23 protein-coding genes and 1 pseudogene are annotated in these 23,757 nt (G+C 66.2%); 9 read left to right on the top strand and 15 right to left on the bottom strand.

Going from position 1 to position 23,757, the window contains the following annotated elements; translation table 11 throughout:
* Positions 1–2: 2 nt before the first annotated feature.
* Entirely contained in the window at positions 3–3,008 is a 3,006-nt protein-coding gene (locus BRAO375_RS33000) for an ATP-binding protein (RefSeq protein ID WP_009031782.1), read from the top strand.
* Between the two features lie 30 nt (positions 3,009–3,038).
* Here the strand turns inward: BRAO375_RS33000 and BRAO375_RS32995 are convergent, their stop codons facing one another.
* The 6 genes from BRAO375_RS32995 to BRAO375_RS32975 form a co-directional block, all read right to left on the bottom strand.
* Positions 3,039–4,658 carry a rhodanese-like domain-containing protein gene (locus BRAO375_RS32995; protein WP_009031781.1) on the bottom strand — a complete coding sequence of 540 codons (1,620 nt, stop codon included), beginning with the start codon at positions 4,656–4,658 and terminating at the stop codon, positions 3,039–3,041.
* Positions 4,615–5,205: a cysteine dioxygenase family protein gene (locus BRAO375_RS32990; protein WP_009031780.1), complete on the bottom strand. Its 591-nt coding sequence runs from the start codon at positions 5,203–5,205 to the stop codon at positions 4,615–4,617. Before BRAO375_RS32990 ends, BRAO375_RS32995 begins: the two co-directional genes overlap by 44 nt.
* 48 nt (positions 5,206–5,253) lie before the next feature.
* Entirely contained in the window at positions 5,254–5,412 is a 159-nt protein-coding gene (locus BRAO375_RS38285) for a hypothetical protein (RefSeq protein ID WP_009031779.1), read from the bottom strand.
* Positions 5,413–5,503: 91 nt separating this feature from the next.
* The gene (locus BRAO375_RS32985) at positions 5,504–6,022 is read right to left on the bottom strand and encodes a hypothetical protein (protein ID WP_009031778.1); all 519 of its coding nucleotides are present in this window, start codon (positions 6,020–6,022) and stop codon (positions 5,504–5,506) included.
* 2 nt (positions 6,023–6,024) lie between these two features.
* Positions 6,025–6,405: a hypothetical protein gene (locus BRAO375_RS32980; protein WP_009031777.1), complete on the bottom strand. Its 381-nt coding sequence runs from the start codon at positions 6,403–6,405 to the stop codon at positions 6,025–6,027.
* 163 nt (positions 6,406–6,568) lie between these two features.
* Entirely contained in the window at positions 6,569–6,973 is a 405-nt protein-coding gene (locus tag BRAO375_RS32975; protein ID WP_035643392.1) for a nuclear transport factor 2 family protein, read from the bottom strand.
* Positions 6,974–7,108: 135 nt separating this feature from the next.
* On the opposite strand from BRAO375_RS32975, the gene BRAO375_RS32970 reads away from it, so the two are divergent.
* Together BRAO375_RS32970 and BRAO375_RS32965 are read left to right on the top strand one after the other, a co-directional pair.
* Positions 7,109–8,719, top strand: a complete 1,611-nt coding sequence (locus BRAO375_RS32970; RefSeq protein WP_009031775.1) for a flavin monoamine oxidase family protein — start codon at positions 7,109–7,111, stop codon at positions 8,717–8,719.
* A 22-nt stretch (positions 8,720–8,741) separates the two neighbouring features.
* Positions 8,742–10,460: pseudogene (locus BRAO375_RS32965) on the top strand (ATP-binding protein).
* Between the two features lie 5 nt (positions 10,461–10,465).
* Here the strand turns inward: BRAO375_RS32965 and BRAO375_RS32960 are convergent.
* A complete protein-coding gene (locus tag BRAO375_RS32960) occupies positions 10,466–11,110 on the bottom strand; it encodes a glutathione S-transferase family protein (RefSeq protein ID WP_009031772.1) in 645 nt (214 codons plus the stop codon).
* A 189-nt stretch (positions 11,111–11,299) separates the two neighbouring features.
* On the opposite strand from BRAO375_RS32960, the gene BRAO375_RS32955 reads away from it, so the two are divergent.
* The gene (locus tag BRAO375_RS32955) at positions 11,300–11,749 is read left to right on the top strand and encodes a Rieske (2Fe-2S) protein (RefSeq protein ID WP_009031771.1); all 450 of its coding nucleotides are present in this window, start codon (positions 11,300–11,302) and stop codon (positions 11,747–11,749) included.
* Between the two features lie 407 nt (positions 11,750–12,156).
* Here the strand turns inward: BRAO375_RS32955 and BRAO375_RS32950 are convergent, their stop codons facing one another.
* From BRAO375_RS32950 to BRAO375_RS32925, 6 genes are all read right to left on the bottom strand, one after another.
* Positions 12,157–12,396 carry a hypothetical protein gene (locus BRAO375_RS32950; protein ID WP_009031770.1) on the bottom strand — a complete coding sequence of 80 codons (240 nt, stop codon included), beginning with the start codon at positions 12,394–12,396 and terminating at the stop codon, positions 12,157–12,159.
* A gap of 19 nt (positions 12,397–12,415) precedes the next feature.
* The gene (locus BRAO375_RS32945; protein ID WP_009031769.1) at positions 12,416–12,733 is read right to left on the bottom strand and encodes a hypothetical protein; all 318 of its coding nucleotides are present in this window, start codon (positions 12,731–12,733) and stop codon (positions 12,416–12,418) included.
* Positions 12,730–13,467, bottom strand: a complete 738-nt coding sequence (locus BRAO375_RS32940) for an ankyrin repeat domain-containing protein (RefSeq protein ID WP_009031768.1) — start codon at positions 13,465–13,467, stop codon at positions 12,730–12,732. The genes BRAO375_RS32945 and BRAO375_RS32940 overlap by 4 nt, the downstream gene beginning before the upstream one ends.
* Before the next feature lie 79 nt (positions 13,468–13,546).
* Complete coding sequence (locus tag BRAO375_RS32935) at positions 13,547–15,190, bottom strand: nitroreductase family protein (protein WP_009031767.1); 1,644 nt, start codon at positions 15,188–15,190, stop codon at positions 13,547–13,549.
* A gap of 207 nt (positions 15,191–15,397) precedes the next feature.
* On the bottom strand, positions 15,398–15,601 hold the full coding sequence (locus BRAO375_RS32930) for a hypothetical protein (protein ID WP_009031766.1): 204 nt from the start codon (positions 15,599–15,601) through the stop codon (positions 15,398–15,400).
* Between the two features lie 5 nt (positions 15,602–15,606).
* Entirely contained in the window at positions 15,607–16,566 is a 960-nt protein-coding gene (locus BRAO375_RS32925) for a PDR/VanB family oxidoreductase (RefSeq protein ID WP_009031765.1), read from the bottom strand.
* A gap of 253 nt (positions 16,567–16,819) precedes the next feature.
* Here BRAO375_RS32925 and BRAO375_RS32920 point away from each other — a divergent pair, with 253 nt between their 5' ends.
* On the top strand, positions 16,820–17,980 hold the full coding sequence (locus BRAO375_RS32920; RefSeq protein ID WP_035643387.1) for a PcfJ domain-containing protein: 1,161 nt from the start codon (positions 16,820–16,822) through the stop codon (positions 17,978–17,980).
* A 39-nt stretch (positions 17,981–18,019) separates the two neighbouring features.
* On the opposite strand, the gene BRAO375_RS32915 is transcribed toward BRAO375_RS32920, so the two are convergent.
* Positions 18,020–19,300, bottom strand: a complete 1,281-nt coding sequence (locus BRAO375_RS32915) for a gallate dioxygenase (RefSeq protein WP_009031763.1) — start codon at positions 19,298–19,300, stop codon at positions 18,020–18,022.
* A gap of 103 nt (positions 19,301–19,403) precedes the next feature.
* Here BRAO375_RS32915 and BRAO375_RS32910 point away from each other — a divergent pair, with 103 nt between their 5' ends.
* Together BRAO375_RS32910 and BRAO375_RS32905 are read left to right on the top strand one after the other, a co-directional pair.
* Positions 19,404–20,309: a LysR family transcriptional regulator gene (locus BRAO375_RS32910; RefSeq protein WP_009031762.1), complete on the top strand. Its 906-nt coding sequence runs from the start codon at positions 19,404–19,406 to the stop codon at positions 20,307–20,309.
* Between the two features lie 90 nt (positions 20,310–20,399).
* A complete protein-coding gene (locus tag BRAO375_RS32905) occupies positions 20,400–21,119 on the top strand; it encodes a class I SAM-dependent methyltransferase (protein WP_009031761.1) in 720 nt (239 codons plus the stop codon).
* Positions 21,120–21,156: 37 nt separating this feature from the next.
* Here the strand turns inward: BRAO375_RS32905 and BRAO375_RS32900 are convergent, their stop codons facing one another.
* Positions 21,157–21,636: a VOC family protein gene (locus BRAO375_RS32900; RefSeq protein WP_009031760.1), complete on the bottom strand. Its 480-nt coding sequence runs from the start codon at positions 21,634–21,636 to the stop codon at positions 21,157–21,159.
* A 263-nt stretch (positions 21,637–21,899) separates the two neighbouring features.
* Here BRAO375_RS32900 and BRAO375_RS32895 point away from each other — a divergent pair, with 263 nt between their 5' ends.
* Positions 21,900–22,904, top strand: a complete 1,005-nt coding sequence (locus tag BRAO375_RS32895) for a M23 family metallopeptidase (protein WP_139031527.1) — start codon at positions 21,900–21,902, stop codon at positions 22,902–22,904.
* A 29-nt stretch (positions 22,905–22,933) separates the two neighbouring features.
* The gene (locus BRAO375_RS32890) at positions 22,934–23,599 is read left to right on the top strand and encodes a hypothetical protein (RefSeq protein WP_244423406.1); all 666 of its coding nucleotides are present in this window, start codon (positions 22,934–22,936) and stop codon (positions 23,597–23,599) included.
* The last annotated feature ends 158 nt before the right edge of the window (positions 23,600–23,757 follow it).

Here is a 23,757-nt window from a genome sequence, read left to right as displayed (position 1 = left end):
GGATGAGGTCGACCTATGCCACGATGATCGTGGCGGCTTTTCTGACCGTTCTCATGGTCGTTGCTGCAGGTCTGACCATCAAGAACCTGCATGATCGGGTGGAGGACGAGACCAAGGCCAATCTCGCACGGCTGTCGTTCGTGCTATCGGAGGAGAGTTCCCGCTCGTTCAAGGCGATCGACCTGATCCTGAAGGATGCGATCGAGCACCTCGGCCTTTACAATCTTCGCCGCGAGGGAGGCGATGCGAAGATCGGATGGCGCGAGACGCACGATTTTCTGAATGAAAAGCTGCAATTGTTGCCGCAGATCGACAGGCTGCTCATCATCGGGGCCGACGGTCGATTGAGGAATCATTCCGAGGTGTGGCCGATCCCTGAAATCTCGCTGGCCGATCGCGAGCATTATCGCTTCTTCCGTGATCACGACACGTCGGAATTATTTATCAGTGAGCCGGTACGCAATCGCATGGACGGATCCTGGGTCATGCAGATGGCCCGGCGCCTCACCGACTCCGAGGGCAACTTCGCCGGCGTCCTCAGCGCCGGGGTCCGCCTCGCATATTTCACGCGGCTCTACAAGAACATCGGGATCCAGAACGGTGGGTCGATTTCCTTGTGGCGCAGCGACGGGATGATTCTCGCGCGATATCCGTTTGCCGACGAGATGATCGGACAGTTCTATCCGCGCAAGAGCTCGGGCGGTACGGCGTTTTGGGACATTGGAGTCGACGGCAGTCCTAGATTGGTGGCTGTTCACGATGTGGATGGCTTTCCGCTGATGATCTCCGCGACGATGGCCGAGGATGCGGTGCAGGGGTCGTGGCGACGCGACGCCATTATCCTGCTGCTCGGGACAGCAGCAGCCGTTGCCGGCATTTTGGCGTTGCTCGTGCTGCTGGGCCGCAGGGTCCGCGGAATGAAGGAATCCGAAGATCTGCTCGAGAAGCAGAACAAGTTGCTTGCGGAGCAGAGCGAGCGCCTGCTCGAGGCGCAGCGGATCGGCAAGGTCGGGCACTGGGTCACCGATCCCAGTCGCGAGGCGGCGGTCTGGTCACAGCAGCTGTTCGATATCACCGGCTTGCCGCCCAGCGAGAGCGTGCCCTTCGAGACGTTGCTAGACCTCGTGCACCCCGAGGATGTGGTGGGCTATCTGCGGGCGCGCGAGGCAGCTCGCGCGGCGTCGTCGGGATACAATTACGAGTTTCGCATTATCCGCCCCGACGGCGAGATGCGATGGGTCCGGATGGAAGCAGGTCCGCGCGGGCAGGGCGCCGACAGCTATTTCTTCGGGATCATCCAGGACATCACCGAGCGGAAGATGGCCGAGACAGTCGCGGAGGAATCCAGGCTGCGCCTGGTCGACGCGATCGAGGCGCTGACCAAGGGCTTCGTGCTGTTCGACAAGGACGACAGGTTCGTGATGTCGAATACGCATTTCCGCGAGATGTTTCCGGCCTGGGCCGCGCTGATGCAGCCCGGCATCGGCTATGAGGATCTGCTTCGCAAGGCCCATGAGACCGGCCTGATCAGTCCGAAGGGAGCCCGTTTCGAGGACTGGTTGCGACAGAAGCGCACGCGGCACCTTGCCGGCAGCAAGGCCGTCGAGCATCGCGAGCCGAGCGGGCGCTGGATCCAGAGCGTCGATCACCGGACGTCCGACGGCGGCTTCGTCGGACTGCGCACCGACATCACCGCGTTCAAGACGGTTCAGGCACAGCTCGAGCAGAAGCTCGCTTACGTCCAGGCCATCCGCTCCGACCTCGAGGATCAGAAGCGGGAGCTGGAGGCGGCGGGGGCCGAGCTGCGCGCCGCCCGCGATGCGGCCCAGGCCGCCAACCGCGCCAAGAGCGACTTCCTCGCGATCATGAGTCACGAGATCAGGACTCCGCTCAGCGGCATGGTCGGCATGGTCGACCTGCTGCGCGGCACCCCGCTGACGGAAGAGCAGAAGCGCTACACGGTGCTGGCCAAGGAATCCGCCGACCTGCTGCTCGAGGTCATCAACGACATTCTCGATTTCTCCAAGCTGGAGGCCGGACGGCTGCAATCGGAACAGATCGATTTCGAGCTGCCGGGCCTGATCGAGAGCGCGGTCTCCTTCATGGGGGAGAGGGCGAAGAAGAAGAATCTCGACCTCAAGGCCAGCCTTGCGCCAGGACTTCCGCAGTTTCTCAGGGGCGATCCGACCCGAATCCGGCAGGTGGTGTTGAACCTGGTGTCAAACGCCATCAAGTTTACCGAGCAGGGCTCGATCGAGGTACGTGCCGCACATTGCAATCATGATGATGGCACGGTCGGTTTGAGAGTCGAGGTGATCGATACCGGCATCGGCATGTCACCGGAGATTCAGGCCCAGATCTTCGATCCCTTCGTGCAGGCGGACACGTCGATCTCGCGCAAATATGGTGGCAGCGGTCTTGGGCTCGCGATCTGCCGCCAGCTCTGCACCGCCATGGGCGGCAGCATCGGCGTCGAGAGCGAGCCCGGCCGCGGCAGTCGCTTCTGGATCGAATTGACATGCCCACGTGGCGCGGCGCCGGTGGGCTCCTCCGAGCCGGCCGTCGATCCGACCGAACGTGAGCTCGACATCCTGGTTGCCGAAGACAGTCCGATCATCGCGACGCTGATCTCGAGCCTGCTGCTGAAGCAGGGTTTCAAGCCGACGATCGTCGTCAACGGCGCCAAAGCCGTCGCAGCCATATCCGAGCGGCGTTACGATCTGGTGCTCATGGATGTGCAGATGCCGGAGATGGACGGCATCTCGGCGACCAAGGCGATCCGCCAGCTGACGGGCCCGGAGGCGCAGGTGCCGATCATCGCGCTGACGGCGAATGCGCTGGTCGGGCAGCGCGAGACCTACCTCGCGGCCGGCATGAACGATTACGTCACCAAGCCGATCCAGCCGCCTTTGCTGTTCGCCGCCATCCGGCGCTGGGCGCCGCCACGGCAGATGGCTTCGCCTCCGCTGCAGCCCGTTGACGCCGCTCTCGCGCTGCCCGTCTCCTGACCGGAGCGCGGCGTCAGTCCGGCCCCGCAACTACACGACGTGGAAATTCGAGACGGAATCGTTGGCGAGCTGGGCGACCAGTTGCAGCTCCCAGTCGATATAGGCCTGCATCGCCTCGGCGGCGTTGTCGGTGCCTTCATAGGGACGCTTGTAGACGTCATCGGGTGTCGAGATCCATGCGTGCCGCTCCGTCTCCAGAGCATGCCGCGCCGCAGTCCAGGCGGCTGTGCCGCCGGCGAGCACGCGAAGCTCGCGCGAGGTCGCGGTGCGGGCATCGGCCAGCGCAAACGCGGCCTCGGCACCGTCGCTGCTGGTCAGCATGATCGGTCCGTCTCCGGGCAGCTTCGCGAGATCAGTTGCGAAGCGCGAAGCCAGCACGAAATGCGCCCCCGGAATATGCCCGGACTTGTAGCTGGGACTACGGCTGAGATCGACGATCGTCCATGCCGTGGGTCGTGCCGCGACCTCCGCCACGTCGATTGCGGCCGCGCCGAGGTTCGGCAGCGCTGGCCGCTGCGTGGGCTGTGGCGCGCCCTCCGTCGGCGCGACGACATCGGTGCCGATGACGGACGCATCCCAGCCCATCTGCGTCAGCCATGATGCCGTCATGCGCGCGCGCACGCCGTCATCGTCGAACAGCACCAGGCGCGCGCCGCGCACGCCGATCCATTCGTCGGTCGCCTGCACCAGCTGGCCGCCCGGTGCCGATGCGAAGCCGGCCGGGTGGCCCGCGGCATATTCCTCGGGCGTGCGCACGTCGAGGCAATGCAGCGTGCGCGTGCCGGCCTCGGCGCGGTAGCGCGCGAAGCCGTTGGCGTCGAGCACGTTGACGCCGACCCGCTCGGCCCACGCTTTCGCGTCCGACAGCGCCGCCGCATAGCTCGCCTGCGGCCGCTCCAGGACGCGGGTGGTCCTGCCGCGCTCGACCTGATGCCCGGCGAGCGTCCAGCCGATCGTGCCGTTGCGCAGCGCGTAGATCTTGTTGCGCAAGCCGGCATTGATCAGCGACTGCGTGCCGATGATCGAGCGCGTGCGTCCGGCGCAGTTGACGATGATCGTGGTGTCGGGCGACGGCGCGATCTCGCGCGCCCGGAAGGCGAGCTCTCCGCCGGGGACGCTGACCCCGCGCGGAATGCTCATGGTGCGGTATTCCTCGAACCGGCGGGCATCGAGCACCACGAGATTGCTCTCGCGCTCGATCAGCGCCTTGGCCTCGTCGGCCGACAGCGACGGCGTATGCCGGATGGCCTCGACCAGCTCGCCGAACGCCTTGCTCGGCACGTTGACGTCGCGGAACACCTCGCCGACACGCGCATAGCCCGACAGCCCGCCTTCGAGAACAGCGACATCCGTGTAGCCGAGCGCGAGGATGCGTGGCACGGCGCGTGCGGCATAGCCCTCGCCGTCATCATAGATGACGATTGGCGCGGTCAGCCGCGGCACCAGATCGAGGATGCGCAGCTCGATCTGCGACAGCGGCAACGACACGGCGAAGAACGGATGCGACAGTGAGTAGGGCCCTTCCTCGCGGACGTCGAGCAGCGCCACCTCCTCGTTCGCGCGCCAGCGCCGCCGCAACTCGGTCGGGGTGATTGTGCGCGATGGCTCAGGCGTTGGTTCGGTCGGGCCAGAGGTTGGGGACGCTGTCATTCGAATATCCGGAAATGAAGTCCTTGGCGGCTCCCGTGTCCGGATCGTACACCGCACGGCGGATGCGGCCGATATTGCCGCCATAGACGTGGATGCTGATCGAGGAGCGGTCCGCCAGACCGTTGGAGATGGCGTGGATGTCGCCAATCTGTGGCGACACCGCGGCGGTTTGTCCAGCCCGCAGCCGCTCCGGCAGCCCCGCATGCAGGCGGCCGTCGGGCTGCCGTGCATAGCTCACGGAAAGTTCCTCCCCGCGCAACACGCCGACCAGGCCCCAGACGCGGTGATCGTGCACCGGCGTGCCCTGGCCCGGACCCCAGACGAAGCTCACGACCGAGAAGCGCTCGAGCGGATCGGCATACAGCAGATATTGCCGGTAGCGGTCTCCGGCGGTGACGGCATAGGCGTTGGGCAGCCAGTCGTCGCACGCAACCAGCTCCCTCAGCCGGGGCTCCAAGGCGGCCAGCAGCTCAGACTCGGTTGTCGGGCTTGCGACGAGCCGGGCCGTCCCGGCGACGAAGTCGCGGAGACGCGCGATGTCGGTCATGTCGGACTCGTATCATGTGTTGGCGGACGACGAGCGGCGATGCTCCGCTCAGACGTGAGGACCCAGCATCGCGATGTAGAACAGGTCCTCGCTCGACAGCTCCGCGGCAGGGCGTATGATGATCTCACCGCGGGCAGCGCCGACGACACCGCGCCGCTGAGGCAGCAGATGACCGAGCCAACCCTCGAACCATGAGACGTAGCGCATGACAGCCTCCCTGCGTTGCATCACCTGAAAGCTATCACGCTGCGCCGAACATCGAACAGGGGCGCCCGCGGCGCGCATTCACTTTGATAGATCATGCTCGCTGAAGCGCGACGTCGGCAAAATCCTTTTCCGCGTCATACGCGCCGCACGGCTCCGCTTCTCCGCCGGACGTGTCGCAATCGGCCGCTCGCCCCGCCAGGCTGTCGTGCCAGTGCGTGCGGAACGCCATCCACGACGCGTGATCCTGGAACGCCACCTCGGCGAACCACTCGACCGTCACGGCGCCGCTCGGCCAATAGCGCTCGCGGTCATGCCAGCACACCACCGGCCAGCGCGGATTGCGGTAGGAGCGGCCGTTCTCATCATGCAGCGACGGCCGGCCGAGATGATCGATCAGCCAGGACATCACCTCGGGCAGGAACGTCGCGGCGAACGACACGCCGTGGCGGCCGAGCCGCTGCGGCATGCGCATGACGCGCTGATCGATGATCGCGAACGCCGGCGGAACCGCGCCGACGTTGAATTGCCGGATCATCAGCAGTCGGAAGCCGCATTCGCCAAGCTCGGCAGGAACGGCATGGATCGCAGTGGGCTGCAGTGGAGCCGTCATGTTCATACCAGTGCTCCCTTCGCCTGTTCGAGCATGTGGTCGGGTGAAAGCCGCGCACCATCGCGCTCGACGATCCCGCCGAACGCCCGGGCGAGCGCGGCACAGACGGCGAGCGCGGCTGCCTCCTCGCGCGGATCGCCACCCCACTTGAATGTCATCGCGACGTCGCAGCCATCTGCGCTGACATCGGAGACGTCGGCAAAGCGCAGATCGAAGCCGGCATCCTCGCCGTCGAGCGTGCAGGGCAGGTAGCCGGAGCTCTGCAGCGGCACATAACCGTCATCGAGCGTCAGCGCGAAGGGCAGGCGATCGATCGCCTGCTGCAACGCTGCGCGCGACGGCACATCGCTGCGCTTCAGATAGGCGGTCAGTAGCCGTGCCATCTCGTGTCTCCCGTCCGCATCTGCACGCCGCTCTCAGCAGCGTGCCGATGACCCGCGCGAATACGGAGAGTTGGCCCGAATCCGACGCGACGAAATTCAACAATCCCCGACATTGCAGCCGGTGAGACAGAGCACATCAAAATTCGTGCCAGATGCGGGACGTCTAGTGCAGGCGCTGGCCGTCCGGATCGTCGTGCGAGGAGACCAGCTGCGCGATCGCGCTGGACTGGTGGTGCACCATGCGCCACGCGCCGTCGACCCACGCAAAGTGATTGGCGGCGGCGAGCGCGGCGCCATCGACCAGCTCGATGCACAGCACGTGGCCGTGATCGCCGTCGACGATCGCGTGAGGATCGGCGCAGACGATCTGCGGACGTTGCGGATTTCCGAGAATGTCGCGCCAGCTGCCGATCACGGCGGCGCGACCGATGATCGCCGGCCATCCCGGATGAATGCAGGAGATGCTGTCGCGATCCGCCCAGAGCGATGCGAGCGCGGCAAAATCACCGGCCGCGAAGGCTGCGTAGAAGGCCGCATTGGCGGCCAGGATCTTGCTCTTATCGCTCATCGTGATGAGTTGGGCCAACCGCTTGCGAAAATCAAGCCGTGTCTGGAATCGCACACGCGGCGTCCGCAAAAACTTGCAAGCTTCTTGCAAGACCCGATCGCGATGACATCGCAACGCACCAACCGAGGTCTTGTCATGCTTGAAACAGCCATTGTCGGCGGTGGATTGTGCGGAATGACGCTCGCGCGCAGCCTGCAGCAGAGCGGCGGTACGTTTGCCTTGTTCGAAGCCCGACATCGCCTGGGCGGGCGGGTCCTTTCCGCCAGGAGCAAGGCAGGGCTCGCGCTGGACCTCGGACCGACCTGGTTCTGGCCCGAGACCCAGCCGCAATTGACCGGCCTGATCGCCGAGCTCGGCCTGTCGCATTTCGCCCAGCACGATGACGGCACGGTGCTTCACCTGAAAGAGGCCGACAAGGCGGCCGAGCCGATCAGCGGTCCGCCGATCCACCAGGGCGCGCGCCGGCTCTCCGGCGGCATGACCCGGCTGATCGAGGCGCTGGCGCGCGAGCTGCCGTCGTCCGTCATTCATCTCGGCCATGAGCTGATGCGCATCGTCGATTGCGGTACGCATGTGCGGCTGATCTTCGCCACCGAGACCGAGTCGGTGGCGATCGAGGCGAAGCGGGCCGTGCTCGCGCTGCCGCCGCGGCTCCTGATCGATCACGTCGGCTTCTTCCCGGCGCTCGATGATGCGACCTTCGAGGCGATGCGCAACGCAGAGACCTGGATGGCGGCGCAGGCGAAGGTCGTGATCGCCTACGACCAGGCGCATTGGCGCGACAAGGGGCAGTCGGGCAACGCCTTCGTCAGCCATGAGCAGGCGGTGGTCGGCGAGATCTTCGACGCCTGCGATGAAGGCGGCGATCGCGCCGCGCTCGGCGGCTTCCTCGCCTTCCCGCCGGATCTGCGCGAAGCCTTCAATGTCGGCTTGCCGATGCTGATGGACAGCCAGATGGTGCAGCTGTTCGGCGCGGCGCTGGACGGCGGTGAGCAGCATTATCAGGACTGGGCGACCGAGCGCTTCACCTGCAGTGCGCTGGATCGCGCCACGCCGCGCGGCGAGCACAGCGAAATCGCCAATCCGATGCTGCGGCGGGCGCTGTGGGACGGCCGGCTACATCTCGGCGGCGCCGAGACCGCGAGCCATGCCGCCGGCTATCTCGAAGGCGCCGTGAACGCCGCCAGGCGCATCGAACGGGCGCTCACGCGCGTGGCGACGGAGACGTCGATCGGGCGCGCGGCGGCGATCGGCGAGGGGCTGTCCGGCAACGCGGCGAGCCTCGCCTGGTTCGCCTCCTGGGTCGCCGCCCAACGCGATGCGGCGTTCGACGATTACCGGCAGCGGCTCAACCGCAGCCTCGCCACGCAGCAGCGCGAGCAACTGACCCAGCTCGCCGTGCTCGGCGCCATGGAGCAGGTGTTCGCGGCGGCGCTTCAGGTGCTGGATGCGCTGACGTTCGACATGCGCGACGTCACGGTCGAACGCGGGCGCTCGGCGCTGATGCCGGAGATCCAGAAGCCGTTCCGCGACGTCATGCAGTCGCTGCTCGACGATGCTGTCGCGTTCAACCGGACCTCGTGCGCGCTGTCGAACTTCCCGTTCGAGCACAAGCCGTCAAAGGACTATGTGCAGGCCATCCTGCGCGACATCGCCGCCGCCTGGCAGGAGTTCTCGCTCGCCGCCAACCGGCTTCTGCTGGCCAAGAGCGAGGCGGTCCGTCAGCCGACAGGCGTGTCGTCGTGAGCGTGACGTGGAGTGATCACGGATGAAGCTGCAGATCGACCGCCCAGCCATCGAGGCGATGGCGGCCGCCTTTCCGCATCTTGCCGCGCTGAAGGAGCAGTTGCGCTTCGGCGACAAGGTCGAAGTCAACCTCGCGCAGCTCGCGGCCGTGGAGCTTGACAGCCTGCGCGACTTCTATCAGCAGGCCGGCCCCGAATGGCATGCCCGTGCCGCGCACATCGCAACCCTGCAGCGCGCCTTCAGCGATTCCGGCACGCGCTTCTCCGAGCATGAGCTGGAGCAGGTGCTGCCGGCGATCGCGCGCTATCTGATCTCGGGCGCGATCCGCGGCTGGATGTTCACCGCCAACGTCGCCAGCCGACCGCTGCCCTATGTCGTCACCCGGCTCGATTACACGGCCCCGTCGAACGACGAGTCGGGCCGCGTCTTCATCGAGCTCAAGGCCAACGCCAAGGGTGCGATCACGACGTCGACGCTGCGCATCTCCGCGGGCGATATCGTCGGCAGGACCGTGGCCGAGATCTTCGCCGCCAAGGGCTTCCTGAAGGAGACGCCCGAACTGATCGCGGCCTATGACGAGACGGCGGAGCGCTACTTCGCCTGGCGCGGCCGCTACGGCGCGCAGTTCTCCGGTCGCGGCATCGGCTTCTTCGCCGACGATCCGAACGCGTCGCATCGCGACATGGATTGATCGCGCAAGGACGTGATCGTGCTGTCGTCCGGCGGCGGCACGGCGCGGCTCGTCAATGACGAGGGCATCCTGACCGAGCGCGCCCTGACCCTGGAAGTCACCGGCGATATCCTCGGGCAGTATCTGCGCAAGGCCGCGAAGAGCAATCTCTACGATGCCGAGCAGGAGGTTGAAGAATCCAGGGCGGCGATCCCGAAAGGCGTCTTCTGCCGCATTCCCGTCCATCCGTACATGCTGATGTTCCATCTCGACCTGCACCATTATCTCTGGGTGCATGCCGACGACATGGTGCCTTATGCGTATCAGCCGGAGCTGAAGCAGAAGCTGGTGCTGCCGGAGGAGCAGACCGACCTGATTGACATCCTCACCGCCGAGATGGACCTGCTGATGGACGACATCGTCGCCGGCAAGTCCGGCGGCACCACCGTGCTCTGCGCGGGTCCGCCCGGTGTCGGCAAGACGCTGACGGCCGAGGTCTATGCCGAGATCATCGGTCGTCCCTTGTACCGGGTACATTCCGGCCAGCTCGGATTGAACGTCGCGGCGATGGAAAGCGCGCTGAAGGACGCGCTGACGCGCGCGCAGCGCTGGGGCGCGGTGATGCTGATCGACGAGGCCGACGTCTACATCAAGCGGCGCGAGGACGACATGACGATGAACGCGGTCGTCGGCGTGTTCCTGCGCGTGCTCGAATATTTCAACGGTCTGTTGTTCCTCACCACCAACCGCATCGACGACATCGACGAAGCCATCGTCTCGCGCTGCATCGCGCTGATCAAGTTCCAGGCGCCGGACGCCGACGCGCGCGGCCGGATCTGGCGGGTGATGTGCGATCAGTTCGGGTTGACGGTCGAAAGCGCGATCATCGATCAGCTCGTGGAGACCTTCCCCGGCGCATCGGGGCGCGACATCAAGGGACTCGCCAAGCTGGTCGCAAAATACTGCCACCACAAACGCGTCCGCCCGACGATCGCCGTCTTCCGCCGCTGCGCCATCTTCCGCGGCATCGACCTCGGCGACCACGAGCTGCTGCCGGAGGCGGCGGAGTAGATCGGCTACGCGCGGTCAGTCTGCCCTAGCGTCTCCGGATTATAGCCTTCCTCGCGAAGCACGCGCTGTACGACCGGGCGGGCCAGCATCCGCCGGTAGTGCGCGAGCAGGTTGGCGGGCAGGGCGATGTCGGTCTTGTCGGCCCAGAACTCGACATAGAACAGGATCGGATCGGCGACCGAGAAGTCGCCACCCAGATAAGGCTGCTCGCCGAGCATCCTGTTCAGGATCGCGAACCCCTTCACGACGATGTTGCGGCCGAGCGCGCGCACGGACTCCTGATCGGCCTCGTTGCGGCTGAAGGTCGGCGTGGCGAAGATGCGGGCGAAGCCATGGCCGTGCACGGTGCCAGCGATATAGGTCATGGCTTCGAGCAGCCGCGTTTCGGCGTCGATATCCGAGGGCCACAGCCTGGCACGCGGCCGGGAACGGCCGAGCCAGTAGGCGATCGCGGGCACCTCGGTCAGCACGCTGCCGTCGCCGCGCACCAGCGCGGGAATCGTCGATTTCGGATTGATCGCGACGTAGTCCGGCTTGAAATTGTCGCCCGCCGGCAGATTGACGATATGAGCCTCGAATACCTCCTCGAGCTCTTCGAGGATGATGTGGATGCCGGTCGAGCACGATCCCGGCGTCATGTAGAACTTCATCGCGGCCATCATTGTCTCCAAGCCGACATATGCGCGGTCTCAGCGCGGACGGCATGCATCATGCAAGGATCGGGACACATCGAGAGTGGCGCGCCGTGGATCGCCTGTTCGGGCCGCGGCCGTCGGGTTTGCGACAGGAGACGTTGTCAAGGCCCGCTGCTCCCGTCGCGCCATCAGGGAGATCAGCTCATGACCGAACGTGAGCCGGAAGTCTTCGTCATCTGTCCGACCACAGGCATCGCCAAAGGCGAAGCCAAGGCGTTCAGCCTGTCCCGGATCGGCGACAATGGCGAGGCGCGCCCGTTTCCCATCGTGATCATCCACACCGCATCCGGTGGCTTCGCCGGCTATGTCAACACCTGTCCGCACGACGGCAAATGGCTGAACATCGGCAGTGGCCAGTTCTTCAATGCCGAGCAGACGCTGCTCCGCTGCGGCCGCCACGGCGCGACTTTCGAGATCGACACCGGCCTTTGCAACGCTGGAGCCTGCGAAGGCCAGAGCCTGGAGCCGATCGCGCTCGCCATCATCGACGGGGAGGTTTGCCTGTGTGGCGTCGCACTGGTCGAGGATATGAGCTTCCCCGATCCGTTCGACGATCTCGACGAGACCATGGAGATCATGATCCACCCGGATTGATGCCTTTCTCTGTTCATGCGTCGTTGCGAGGAGCGCAGCGACGAACCGATCCAGGATCGCGCGGGGGACTCTGGACGGCTTCGCTTCGCCGGACTGCCCAGCTCGTGCAACGACCAAAGGTGTCGTCCCGGCCTTGAGCCGGGACCCATACTCCGCGGCTGTCGTGGTGGGCGCGACGCTGACGATGAGCCCGCCCCAAACGACAGCCAGTGGCTCTGGGTCCCGGCTCGAGGCCGGGACGACAGCAGAGTTTGCCGCTGCTGCATACGAAATCTCGAATAGCCTGAGTGCGCGAACCAATGCGCCTATTGGTTATTGCGACCGAAGCGCGCAGCGAACCAATCCAGAGTCGCGCATGAGGCAATGGATATTGCTTCGCTCACAATGACGCTCTTAATCATGGGCTCTCAAAACCCATCCGCCTTCTTCCCCCAGGGATGACTTCCGGGCACCAGCTGGGCCTTGATGCCGGCCTTCTCGACATCGGCCGTGGTCCTGAAGAACGTCGCCTCGTGCACCAGTGTGCCGTTCTTCGTCGTCACCGCGACATAGCGCGCGACCGTGTCGATATCGCAGAGATAGCCACCGCCGGGATCCGCCGCGCTGCGGAGGTTACCGTCCCAGTCCACGAAGAAGCCGTCACTCATCTTGGTCTCCACCACAAGCTTATTCGGTCGTTCCAGGCTGGTCGGCGACCAGCTGCTTATATGCATGCTCGACGACGGCGCGGCACTTCTGCAGGCGCCGAAGCTCGGCTTTGCTGATGGTGATCATCTCATCATCGTCGGCCGACGCCGTTGCCGCTTGCAGTGCTTCGAACAGCGCCTTCTCGAGCTGATAGATGCGCTCACTGGCGCGCTCCAGATAGGGGATCGGATTGGCGCGGACGTTGGTCTCGTGCAGTGCGTCGAGGCTGAGCAGCGTACGGAACCGGCGCTCGGTCTGGCGTTGCTGCATCCCGAAATCATGCTCAATGACGGTCATGGCCGAATCTCGGGCGCTGACGGCGTTTTCGCCTTCGCCGCCTGTCGCAGCAGCGTCAGACACTCCAGCGAGGCGGCCATGTCGAGCGCGGAAAACCCGTCCAGCGTCTCGGCGCTGATATCGGCGCCCTTGGCGAGCAGATGCGCGACCACCTCGGCCTTGCCGGACGACGACGCATACATCAGCGCAGTCGCGCCGTTGTCGTTGCTGTTGTCGAGATCGATGCCGGCCTCGACCAGCGCGTCGATGGCCTCGAGATGCCGCCCGACGCAGGCGAGCCAGAGCGCGTTGTTGCCGTCCGCGTTCCTGGCCGTGATGTCGGCGCCTGCGGCGAGCAGCTCGCGGATAATGGCGACGTTGCCGAGATGCGCGGCTTTCATCAGCGGCGTGGTTCGGTTGGCGATCGTGGCGTCGACCGCATCTGCCGCAAAGCCCTGGGCGACGAGCCAGGCCGCCAGTGTCGGACTGACGTCCGCCGCTCCGCTCCGTGCGGGAAAGCGCTGCCGCCACGCCTCATAGCCGCCGTCGAGGCTGTAGACCTCCGTGAAGCCGAAATCCGAGAAGGTCCGCGCATAGTCCTGGCTGGCGTTGCCGTGATAGCAGTAGATCAGGATCGGCGTGCGCCTGGTCGTGCCGGTGATCAGCTCGGAGAGATTGCGCTGGGTGAGGTGTTGCGCGCCGGCGATGTGAGCAGCAGCGAACGAGGTCTGATCGCGGACGTCGAAGCGCAGCACGTCGTCACGCTGCAGGAGCTCGGCCGCATGGCCAACGTCGATGCGCTGGAACGGAATGCGCGCTCTCATGGCAATCCTCTCATGGCAGGACTCCCGCTTCATTGCGTGTGCGGCCCGCATAGGCTGGCAGCGTCGTGATGCGATCATCGGTCAGGGGACGGCCGACGGTGAAGTGATAGAGCGTCTGGAGCTGATCTCCGACGACGCCGAGCATGTCGTGCACCGAGTCGTCGAAATAGCAGCCGATGCCGGTGCCGCGCAGGCCAGCCGCCTCGGCCTCGAGATACAGCACGTGGCCGATCAGACCGGCCTCCCAATGCAGCTGGCGATAACGCCACGGGTTGTCGCCGATGAGGGGCGCGAACTCGGCGAGCATCGCCACGGCGAAGCAGCTGTCGCTGGCGATGGCCTGGTGGCAGCTCGCGGTGCGGATCACGCCGCGGCTGTCGGTCGGCAGCAGGTGAAACAGCGGCAGATGATCAGGCGCGCTGCCGACGCGTTGCCAGTCGAAGTCGGGACGCAGCGCGCGCCGCAGGCTGGCCTCCGCCCCGGGGCTGCGCGGCAGCGCGTAGAGCCCGGGTGTGAGGCCGTCGACGCGGTGCACGAACAGCAGGGGATGGACCCGCGCTGCGAAGGGCCAGGCGTTCCAAGGCGGCGTGGCGCGCGGCAGCATTGCGTCGAGCATCTGCTGAAAGGCGCCGCGCGTCATCGTGAACTTGGCGTCGAACCGCTGCGCGCTGCGGCGATTGAGAATGAGCTCGGCCGCGCGTGCCGGCGATTGCGGCCCGCGCGGCGGGAGAGCCGCCGGCGGCATGATGGTCTCTTGCGCCGCGCCGGTCGTGGCTGTGCTGACTTCGGCGATGACCGGCCAGCGGTACAGCGGATGCCGGTCGAGCCGGTTGGCCATGCCTGTCCACATATCGCCGATCGTATAGGGCTGCGGCACGGATGGCCGCGCCGGACGGCGCGCCTCGCGCGGCGTGATGGCAATCAGAACATCCGCGTCCTCGGGTTCGACGCCTGCGAAATCACCGGCGCGATCGAGGCCCATGATGGCGGCGAGCGGCGCGCTGTCGATGCCGTCGACGACGCGAGCGCTCCAGCCGAGCGTCGCCGCGGCGTAGCTGATGGCGCCGAGCGCATGGCCGAGGTCGAGCTGGCAATAGCGGAACGCGCGCTCGCCATATTTCCAGGCCTCGCGCCAATGGATCGACGACAGGCCGAGCCACAGCCGCGGCTCGTTTGGTGATGCCGTGCCACGGCGGCAACGCTGCTCCAGCACATGGTCGCGGCTGACGTAGTGATGCAGTCCATCGCCGAGGCCGCTGACGTTTTCTGCGATCACATAGACGTCGGTCGGATGCAGATTGCCGCTCGACGGATTGCAGCGCAGCGCCCAGCGGTCCGGGCCGTATTCCTTCCACGCCGCAAGCCCGAACGACAATTCCAGCAGCAGCGCGACGCTGTCGATGGTGAACGGCTGGACGTGTGCCGTACCTTGGCAGGCCTCGGCGAAGCTCGCCGCGAGACGATCCGAGGTCAGCGGCAGAGCGGTGCGCGCGCAGCCGGCGAACTCGCGGAACGGATTCGGCTGCGCATCCCAGTCCAGCGTCTCGGGTCCGGCCGCATAGCGTTTCAGGCTGTGCTTGGTGCGGGCATGGTAAGCGAGCGCGATGTCGGCGGCAGCCGGCATCTCCGCGGCGCTGGACGGTGACACGGACATGGTTCCTCACAAGTCGTGAGCTATCAGCTCGCGCACGTTGGACGGTCACAGGGGGACCTGCCATCCCCGGAGCAAATTCCGTTCCGGGCGCGCGGCGCGGTCGTTCTCGTCATTCCGGGCTCGCCGCTGCGCGCCGCCCCGGACTCACGGCGTCGAGCGCGTTGTCCGATTCCGAACAGCGCGAGCGGCGCTGTCCGTTTTTCGACATCAATGCCGGTGCGCGTGGCGCGACGCATGGGCCTCGATCAGCACCGCCACCTTGGCGGCGATCGAGCGCCACGCCTGATGCGCGTCCATCCTGTGGCCGAGCTTGAAACTATCGGCCATGCGGGCCGCGAAGGCGGGCCCATCGCGGCCATGCTGCTCGGCGATGATCCACGCGGTCTGCCACAAATCGGTCTCGGTGGTCACGGCCGCTACAGATCCAGCACCAGCCGGTCGCCCTTCGCCCGCGACACGCAGGGGAGGAAGTAGCCCTCGGCCCGTTGCGCGGCGGAGAGGCGTTTGTCGCGGTGATCGATCTCGCCGTCGACGACCCTGGTCTTGCAGGTGCCGCACATGCCCTGCTCGCAGGAGGTCGCGATCTTGACGCCGTTCTCCTCGAGGAACGCGGTGACGGTCTTGTCACCGGGAATCTTGAAGGTCGCGCCGGTGCTCTTGATGGTGACGTCGAACACCTTGTCGAGCAGCGCGGCCGCGGCCTTCGCGGTGAAGCGCTCGACATGAATGCGCTCCTCGGCAAAGCCCTTCTGCTTGGCGAGCGCGATGATCGGATCCATCCACCAGTCGGCGCCGCAGATGAACAGCTGGGTGTCGTCAGGACGGTCGGCCAGCAGGTTGGCCGCCTTCAGCAGCTGATTGTCCTCGCTGGCTTCCTTGTAATATCTGGTGTCCTCCGCGAAGGAGGACGCTTCGATGGTGCTGCGGAACGAATCCGGCGACATCAGCGCGAACACGTAGTGCAGCTCGAACCGGATCTTCTTCGCTTTCAGCGTGTCGGCGATCGAGAGCATCGGCGTGACGCCGATGCCACGCGCCAGGAGCAGCGCGTGCTTGGTGTTCTTGATCTTGAAGCGGTTGCGCGGGCGGCTGACCTGCAGCCGGTCGCCTTCGTTGATGTCGAGGTGCAGCGCCTTGGAGCCGCCGCGGCTGTTGGCATCCTTCCACACGCCGATGCAGTAGCGGTTGCGCTCGGCGGCGCTGTTCAGCAGCGAATATTGCCGCGTCAGTCCGTTCGGCAGGGTCACATCGATATGGCTGCCCGGCGTGAACCCCGGCAGCGGCTGATCATCCGCCGGGACGAGCTCGAACGAGGCCATATTGTGCGCCTCGATGGCCTTTTTGGCCACGACAACGGTGTGCAGGCTGTCGGACATCTGACAACTCCATCTAGCAACCCGGTTCATGAGAGACCGATGCAAAGCGGAGGCCAAGCACGTTCGGCGCCGCTCGATGCGGTTCTTCGCTTGCGCGCGCCGAAGATCGGATGTATGAGCGTCGCCCGTTTCAACTCCAGATGCGTTCAACGCGAGAGGCCATCAGCCATGTCCAGTCCACTGTGCGCGACACGATCCGTGCCGACGCCCGCAGTGCGTCCGGCTGACAGTCACTCCATCATGTTGAACGACCATGGCACAGTCATTGATGGCGCGCCGGCGGGAGGCCGAGCGCGCGCGGGTTGAAGCCTATCAGCTGACGCTGCGCCGCGCGGTTCGGCCGACGCGTTCGCCGCCGGATCTGCACAATGCGATCCGCGAGGCGCGCCGCGGCTTCGAGGCGGACATCGTTCGCGATCCCGAAAGCTGGAAGCCCCAGTTGAAGACGCGCGATGCCGCGCGGCTGCGGCTGGCGGCCGCGCGTCATCTGTTCGGCCGCTATGCGGTGGCCCAGCATCTGGAGCAGATCTGGATCGACGACGGCGGGCTCGGCCGCGACGAGGCGATCCTGCGCAAGCGCTGGTACATCGCGGCCGCCGGCGGCGGCTCGCTGTACAAGGCGGGCGCCTCGGCCTGGCTGTCGCGCAAGGAGGTTCACGCCTTCCTTCACCCGCTCGGGCAGGTCGCCTTCGACGAGGCGATCTGGCAGGCGATCGCGCGCTCCTACACCGACGATCCCGTCATCGCGGCGCGGATCGCGCGTTCCAGCATTGCACGGACGCCGCGCAGCGAGCTCCCGTTCTGGCGCGAGGCGGCGCAGTTCTTCTGCGCGCAGCCGACGACGGTCGAGGAGATCGACGATCTCTGCGACTACATCGCGCAGCGTCGCCGGCGCGACCGCCGGTTCAGTCTCAAGGGCCGCTCTCTTGCCGCGCTGCGCCGGCTGATGAACGCATGGCATCGCGACCTCGCGGTGATCGCGCGGATCGAGGCGGCGGGGCGGCGGGCCGAGATCGCCCGCGGCCGTATGGAGCCACGGACGGCGGAGCCCGCGGCGCATTGGCCGGGGGCCGCGCTGATGGACTGGTCATGGAGCCCGTCGAAAGGCTCGGCCACGCGCGACGCGTATGTCATCATGCAGTTGCGGACCGCCGAGGATCTCGTCGCGGAATCCAGGGCGATGCATCATTGTGTGGCGAGCTACGCGGATAAGTGCATCGCCGGCTACGCCTCGATCTGGTCGCTGCGCTACCGTCACGCGGGCAGGACGCAGCGGCTGCTGACGATCGAGCTCAACCCGCGGCACCGCGCGGTTCAGATCCGCGGCTTCGCTAACCGCGTCGCCCACGCGGAGGAGTGCAAGATCCTGGAACGCTGGGCCAAGGCGCGCGGGATCGAGCTGCCGCTGCCATGAGCTGCGTCGCCTTGCGGCGGCGCAGCTCATGCGTCGACATCAATGTCCGTCGATCGCGTCTGCCTTGGCGCCGCCGGCGACCGAATAGCGCATCGGCACCTTGCGCGTCGCAAGGAACGCCTCGAGGGTCTCGCCCCGGAACGCCGCATAGACCTCCGGGTTCGACACGCCGATCACCGCCGCCATCTTCTCCAGCACGAAGAAGCTGACGCCGCGCCGGATCATCTCGATCCAGCGCCGGTTCCGGATCAGCTCGCGCTCCTCGGCCGTGAGGGCGTAGTCGTCGGCCACCGCGTCGAATTCCTCAATGAAACGCTTGCGATGCGCCGGAATGACGAGTCGGTGCAGGAAGTCGTTGATGCGGAAATTGGCCTGGCTGCGGCCGTGGGTGAACGGATAGGTGCCGGTCAGCGTCTCCGCGCCGGCCAGCTCATGGCCGATATGCGCGCGGTAGGCGGCGACCTCCTGCGCGTCGGGCGCCGCGCCGAGATCCTCGAACACCAGCGTCGCGATATTGGTCACCGACGGCGCATAGGTCTGCCGGTGCACCAGCCTGACCTTCTCCGACAGCGCGCCGCGCATGATCAGCCACATGATCACCTCGGCGCCTTCCATGCCGCCCCTCGCTGCATAGTCGGCGATGCGCAGGGTGGTCAGCTGCTCCGGATCCTTTTCCAGGAGTTCGAGGAATTCATTGTCCCAGTCCTCGTTCAGAAAGCCGGCGCGCTCGCCATGCACCTGGTGCGACAGCCCGCCGGTGGCGACGATCGCGACCTTCAGATCCTCCGGATAGCTCTCGATCGCCTTGCGCAGCGTTTTGCCGAGCTTCCACATCCGCTTTGCCGAGGGGATCGGCAGCTGCAGCACGCCGACCTGCAGCGGCACCACCGCACCTCGCCAGGGACCGCTGGCGTCGCCCATCATCGACAGCGGCGACAGCAGGCCGTGATCCACCGGCTTGCCCTGGAAGAACGCCATGTCGAACTCGTCCGCCACCATGGCCGTCGCGATGTGCTGCGACAGGCCGAGATGGCCGCGGGCCGGCGGTACGTCGCGCGGCCCGCCGCCTTCGTCGGCCGCGACATAGCGGTCGTCGATGCCGAGCGCGAAGGCCGAGTAGTGGTCGAAGAAGAACGAGGTGATGTGATCATTGTAGATCATGAACAGGACGTCGACCTCGCTGCGCTTCACCCAGTCGCGCACCACCGCGAAGCCGTCGAAGATCGGCTTCCAGGCCGGGTCGTTCTGCTTCTTGGTGTCGAGCGCGAAGCCGATGGTGGGCGAGTGCGATGCTCCGATGCCGCCGATGATCCGGGCCATGTCGTCCTCCCATGAGATGCGGCCGACGTTACGAAGTTTCCCGTGTTAGACAATCGTGCTACCGTGTACGGATCGTTTCTATCGATGGACGAGTAGACGCAGGATGAAGTGGCGGATCGAGGACATCCCGGTGTTTCATGCCGTGGTGGCGACCGGCGGCATGACCGGCGCTGCGCGCTCGCTCGGCATGCCGAAATCCTCCGTCAGCAAGTCGGTCGCCCGGCTCGAGCAGGACCTCGGCATTCGCCTGTTCGATCGCAATTCGCGCCGCGTCCGCGTGACGCGCGAGGGCGAGCTGTTCTTCCAGCAGTGTCAGAAGATCCTCGACCAGGTCTCGGAGGCTGACGCCGTCATGACCGGCCTGGTCGGCGTGCCCAACGGCCGGCTGTCGGTGGCGCTGCCGCCGGCGTTCTGCGAGGAGATCCTGGCGCCCAAGCTCGCCGAATTTCACCGCCGCTATCCGCGCATCGAGCTCGACGTCGAGGCGACCACGCGGGCGATCGACATGCTGGCGGATCGCTTCGACATCGCCGTGGTGGTCGGCGTTCAGGAGGATTCCGAGCTGGCGCAGAAGGTCCTGATCGGCGGCCGCCTGATCTGGGTGACCAGCCCGGCCTATCTCGCGGCGCACGACATCGGCGAGGACGTCCGCGCGCTGGAAAGCCATCTGATGATCTGCGAGCGCCGCTACGGCGACCGCACGCTGATGATCAAGCAGCACGGCCATCTGCTCCGCTTCGATGTCGGGCCGCATGTCGCGCGCATCAACAATCCGCTGGCGGTGCGCCGCGCCGTCGCCCACGGCGCCGGCCTGTCGTTCCTGCCGGAGCATTATTGCGTCGAGCTGCTCGGCGAGGGCCGCCTCGTCGAGATCGGCAGGGAGGTCGTGTTCGACACCCGCGCGGCCCAGCTCACCGCGATCTTTCCGAGCCGCAAGCTGATCTCCTCGCGCGCCCGCGCCTTCCTCGATTTCCTCGAGGAGATCTGCGCCGAGCCCGCGCGCGGCTGAACAGGCTGCAACGAAAACGTCACATGACTCGCTCCGGGAAGAGGTCTAAGACGCGCGGCTCTTGAGCTGAACCGTCACGCGGGGGGCGCCATGAATCTGCGCGCGCAATGGGAAGATCAGGCCGCTCAATGGCTCGCCTGGGCACGGGCGCCGGGCCATGACAGCTTCTGGCGTCATCATCGCGAGCAGTTCGTCAGCCTGCTGCCGGACCCGGGCGCGCTGACGCTGGACATCGGCTGCGGCGAGGGAAGGCTGTCGCGGCATCTCGCCTCCGCGGGACACAGGGTGATCGGCATCGACGCCTCGCCCTCGCTGATTGCAGCGGCGCGCGCCGCCGATCCCGCGATCGCCGTCGTGCGCGCCGATGCGGCGTCGCTGCCCTTGGCCGACGGCTGCGCCGACCTCGCCATCGCCTTCATGTCGCTGCAGGACGTCGATGCGATGCCGGAGGCGGTGCGCGAGGCCGCACGGGTGCTGCGGCCGGGCGGCCGGCTGTGCCTTGCGATCGTCCATCCGCTCAACTCGGCCGGCAAGTTCGCTGGTTTGGCGAACGACGCGCCGTTCGTTATCCAGGGCAGCTATCTCGACGACTTCAACTACAGCGACCCGATGGAGCGCGACGGCTACAGCATCGTCTTCCACAGCGCGCATCGCCCACTGCAGAGCTATTTTGCCGCGCTCGAAGAGGCGGGCTTCCTGATCGAGCGGCTGCGCGAGCCGTCGATCCCGGAAGCGATCGTCACCCGCGACTCCAGCCGCCGCTGGCTGCGCGTGCCGCTGTTCCTGCACTTGCGCTGCCTACGTCCGTGAGGCCGGAGCGCAGCCCGCGCTCCGCCGCGACGCGCCCTCAGCCGCGCCTGGCCGCCTCGATCGCGGCGACATCGATCTTGTGCATCGTCATCATCGCGGCGAACACGCGCTTGGCGACGTCGCCGCCTTCGGCCATCGCGTCGGTCAGCGCGCGCGGCGTGATCTGCCAGGAGATGCCCCATTTGTCCTTGCACCAGCCGCAGGCGCTCTCCTTGCCGCCATGGCCGACGATGGCGTTCCAATAGCGGTCGGTCTCTTCCTGGTCGTCGGTCGCGATCTGGAACGAGAAGGCCTCATCATGCGTGAAGGCCGGTCCGCCGTTGAGGCCGACGCAGGGAATGCCGCACACGGTGAACTCCACCACCAGCACATCGCCGGTCTTGCCTGAGGGATAGTCGCCCGGCGCGCGGTGCACGTCGCCCACCCGGCTGTCCGGAAACAGATCGGCATAGAACCGCGCCGCGGCCTCCGCGTCCTTGTCGAACCACAGACAGATCGTGTTCTTGGGCTTTGCCATCACAGGGTCCTTTCATGCCAGTGCGGGCCGCGTGTCGTCGGTTACGACGCGGCGGTCGCGGTGTCATCGAGCCGGCGCTTCGAGATCCGGCTGATCCAAGGACGCAGCCGCCCGCCGCGAACCGACATGGTGATCTCTGGTCCTGATGTTTTTTTGCAGGTTCGCAGAGGCCGGTTCCCTGATCCCGCAGCGGTTGTGGATTTTGCCCTTCTGTCGTGTAGGCTCTGCGGTGGGGATCGATCGGGGAGTGGGGAATTGGAATGATGAGCGTCACGCGTGCCCGTCCGTTTGCGCGCTGGGCGGTTGCCGTCCTGTCGGCTGTCGCAGTCATGGCCGGCAACAGCGTCGAAGCCGCATTCAACTACGCGCGCTATCAGGAGACCAGTCTCGACGATGTCCTGGCGATGCCGCGTCCGGCCAAGGGCGTCGATATCAAGTCCGGCGCGCCGTTCAAGCTCGAGGTCACGCTGGTGAATGCCGGCGGCCCCTGTGCGACCGGGTTCTTGAAGAAATCGATGGCGATGTCGGGCTTCGACCAGGTCGGGGCGATCGGCGTCTCGAACTGCATCACGGTGCGATCGGCCAAGGGGCGGGACCTCAAGGTCTTCGTCCAGGACGTCGTCTACGGCTTCCTGCCGCGCGAGGTGAAGGTCGGCGGCAGGCTGACGCTCTACGCCGTCCACGTCTACACCGCGGCCGAGGGGCCCGGACTGCTGGTCAACGAATTCCAGACGGCGCAGCCGGCCGCGCCGGCGGCCTCACAGCCATCCGAAACCGCGATGTCCTCGTGCGGCTGCTGGTCGCTGCGCGATCATCCGGGCATCGACGTCGACGCCGGCAAGGAGGGCGCGCCGGTCGGCGTGATGGAGGACGGCGTCGTGGTCAAGGTCGAGGCGGCCGATCAGGCGCCTGCGGATCTGCCCGTCATCGGCGGCTGCGGCCGCTATCTGGTGCTGAAGCACAGCTATCCCAATGGGGCCGTTCTCTATACCCGCTATGTCCATCTCGGCCGTCTCGCCGATGCCAAGGGGGAGATGCCGGCCGTCGGCGCGCGCTACAAGCGCGGCGACAAGATCGCCGAGGTCGGGCCCAGCAGGATCCTGCATGTCGAGCTGCGCCCCGTCGCGCTCGGCAACACGACGGCGGATGCGGCGTGGCTTAAGCAATATGACGGGATTGCCGACATGGAATGGTCGCGCTACGAGCCGGTGGATCCGAGGAAGTTCGATCCCGACGCCTTTGGCGGTCTGGGCAAGCGTGGGAAGTAGGCGTCGAGATGCTGAGGAATTTGGGTCGCGTGCGAACGGCGCTTGTCGGAATGGTCGCGGCGGTGCTCGCGGGATGGCTGTCGCCCTCGGCGCAGGCGCAATCGGCGCAACGCCCAGCCGCGCCGCAGCCATCGGCGTCCCGCCCCGCGCCGTCTCCGCCGTCACCGGCTTTGCCGCCCGATCTGAAGGATCTGCGCGGCGAATGGAAGCGCGCCGGCGCCGGCTTCGCCTGCACGGTGACGCCGCCGCGTCAGTTGTCACAGGATCTGCTGGTCGCCGTCATGGCGCGCGCCTGCATGCGTCTGGGTCCGCTGGTGGTCGGCGATGCCGCCGCAACCGCCACCGCGGCGCTCGGGCAGCCGCACCGGACCTTGAAGCAGCCGCAGGACAAGGTCGCCTGGATCTATTTCGTCGGGCAGCGCGAGCACTATCCCTATTTCGTCGTCACCGTCGCCGCCGACAAGATCGTCGCGCTGCAGGTGACGGGCGACGGCACCACGACGGCTCCGGGTTATGAGCTCAGCACCGTCGGGCTCGGGGCCACCACCGACGATCTGGTGGCGGTGTTCGGCCAGCCCAGCCATTTCGAGCCGAGCGAATTGAAGGGCGTCGAGCTCTGGACCTATCCGCCGCATCCGTTCTCCTTCGAGCTCAAGGGCGGTCGGGTGATGTCGATCCGGATCAATCAACGATGAGGCCACGGGCTCGGTGAACCCTCGAATGGCCCGTGCGCGTCGCCGGCAGCGCGGGATCGTTATGATTTTTCGTTGAAACCGAAGTTTCTGATTGCAGTTTTTCAGAAATCGTGATTATCTGCGCGCATCCCGCCTCGAGCAGAGGGACGAACGCGTCG

It is taken from the genome of Bradyrhizobium sp. ORS 375 (assembly GCF_000239775.1).
Classification (GTDB): domain Bacteria; phylum Pseudomonadota; class Alphaproteobacteria; order Rhizobiales; family Xanthobacteraceae; genus Bradyrhizobium.
The sequence above is the reverse complement of the archived record's forward strand: the minus strand, read 5'-3'. Positions and strand labels throughout refer to the sequence as shown.

What these genes read in the sequence shown, in the direction of transcription:
- BRAO375_RS32955 (WP_009031771.1), top strand. Translation starts at nt 11,300, where the DNA reads ATGACCGAACGTGAGCCGGAAGTCTTCGTCATCTGTCCGACCACAGGC.
- BRAO375_RS32980 (WP_009031777.1), bottom strand. Translation starts at nt 6,405, where the DNA reads ATGGCACGGCTACTGACCGCCTATCTGAAGCGCAGCGATGTGCCGTCG.
- BRAO375_RS32945 (WP_009031769.1), bottom strand. Translation starts at nt 12,733, where the DNA reads ATGACCGTCATTGAGCATGATTTCGGGATGCAGCAACGCCAGACCGAG.
- BRAO375_RS32990 (WP_009031780.1), bottom strand. Translation starts at nt 5,205, where the DNA reads ATGACCGACATCGCGCGTCTCCGCGACTTCGTCGCCGGGACGGCCCGG.
- BRAO375_RS32920 (WP_035643387.1), top strand. Translation starts at nt 16,820, where the DNA reads ATGGCACAGTCATTGATGGCGCGCCGGCGGGAGGCCGAGCGCGCGCGG.
- BRAO375_RS32910 (WP_009031762.1), top strand. Translation starts at nt 19,404, where the DNA reads ATGAAGTGGCGGATCGAGGACATCCCGGTGTTTCATGCCGTGGTGGCG.
- BRAO375_RS32915 (WP_009031763.1), bottom strand. Translation starts at nt 19,300, where the DNA reads ATGGCCCGGATCATCGGCGGCATCGGAGCATCGCACTCGCCCACCATC.
- BRAO375_RS32985 (WP_009031778.1), bottom strand. Translation starts at nt 6,022, where the DNA reads ATGACGGCTCCACTGCAGCCCACTGCGATCCATGCCGTTCCTGCCGAG.
- BRAO375_RS32970 (WP_009031775.1), top strand. Translation starts at nt 7,109, where the DNA reads ATGCTTGAAACAGCCATTGTCGGCGGTGGATTGTGCGGAATGACGCTC.
- BRAO375_RS33000 (WP_009031782.1), top strand. Translation starts at nt 3, where the DNA reads ATGAGGTCGACCTATGCCACGATGATCGTGGCGGCTTTTCTGACCGTT.
- BRAO375_RS32935 (WP_009031767.1), bottom strand. Translation starts at nt 15,190, where the DNA reads ATGTCCGTGTCACCGTCCAGCGCCGCGGAGATGCCGGCTGCCGCCGAC.
- BRAO375_RS32975 (WP_035643392.1), bottom strand. Translation starts at nt 6,973, where the DNA reads ATGAGCGATAAGAGCAAGATCCTGGCCGCCAATGCGGCCTTCTACGCA.
- BRAO375_RS32960 (WP_009031772.1), bottom strand. Translation starts at nt 11,110, where the DNA reads ATGAAGTTCTACATGACGCCGGGATCGTGCTCGACCGGCATCCACATC.
- BRAO375_RS32950 (WP_009031770.1), bottom strand. Translation starts at nt 12,396, where the DNA reads ATGAGTGACGGCTTCTTCGTGGACTGGGACGGTAACCTCCGCAGCGCG.
- BRAO375_RS32895 (WP_139031527.1), top strand. Translation starts at nt 21,900, where the DNA reads ATGAGCGTCACGCGTGCCCGTCCGTTTGCGCGCTGGGCGGTTGCCGTC.
- BRAO375_RS38285 (WP_009031779.1), bottom strand. Translation starts at nt 5,412, where the DNA reads ATGCGCTACGTCTCATGGTTCGAGGGTTGGCTCGGTCATCTGCTGCCT.
- BRAO375_RS32925 (WP_009031765.1), bottom strand. Translation starts at nt 16,566, where the DNA reads ATGTCCGACAGCCTGCACACCGTTGTCGTGGCCAAAAAGGCCATCGAG.
- BRAO375_RS32995 (WP_009031781.1), bottom strand. Translation starts at nt 4,658, where the DNA reads ATGACAGCGTCCCCAACCTCTGGCCCGACCGAACCAACGCCTGAGCCA.
- BRAO375_RS32900 (WP_009031760.1), bottom strand. Translation starts at nt 21,636, where the DNA reads ATGGCAAAGCCCAAGAACACGATCTGTCTGTGGTTCGACAAGGACGCG.
- BRAO375_RS32905 (WP_009031761.1), top strand. Translation starts at nt 20,400, where the DNA reads ATGAATCTGCGCGCGCAATGGGAAGATCAGGCCGCTCAATGGCTCGCC.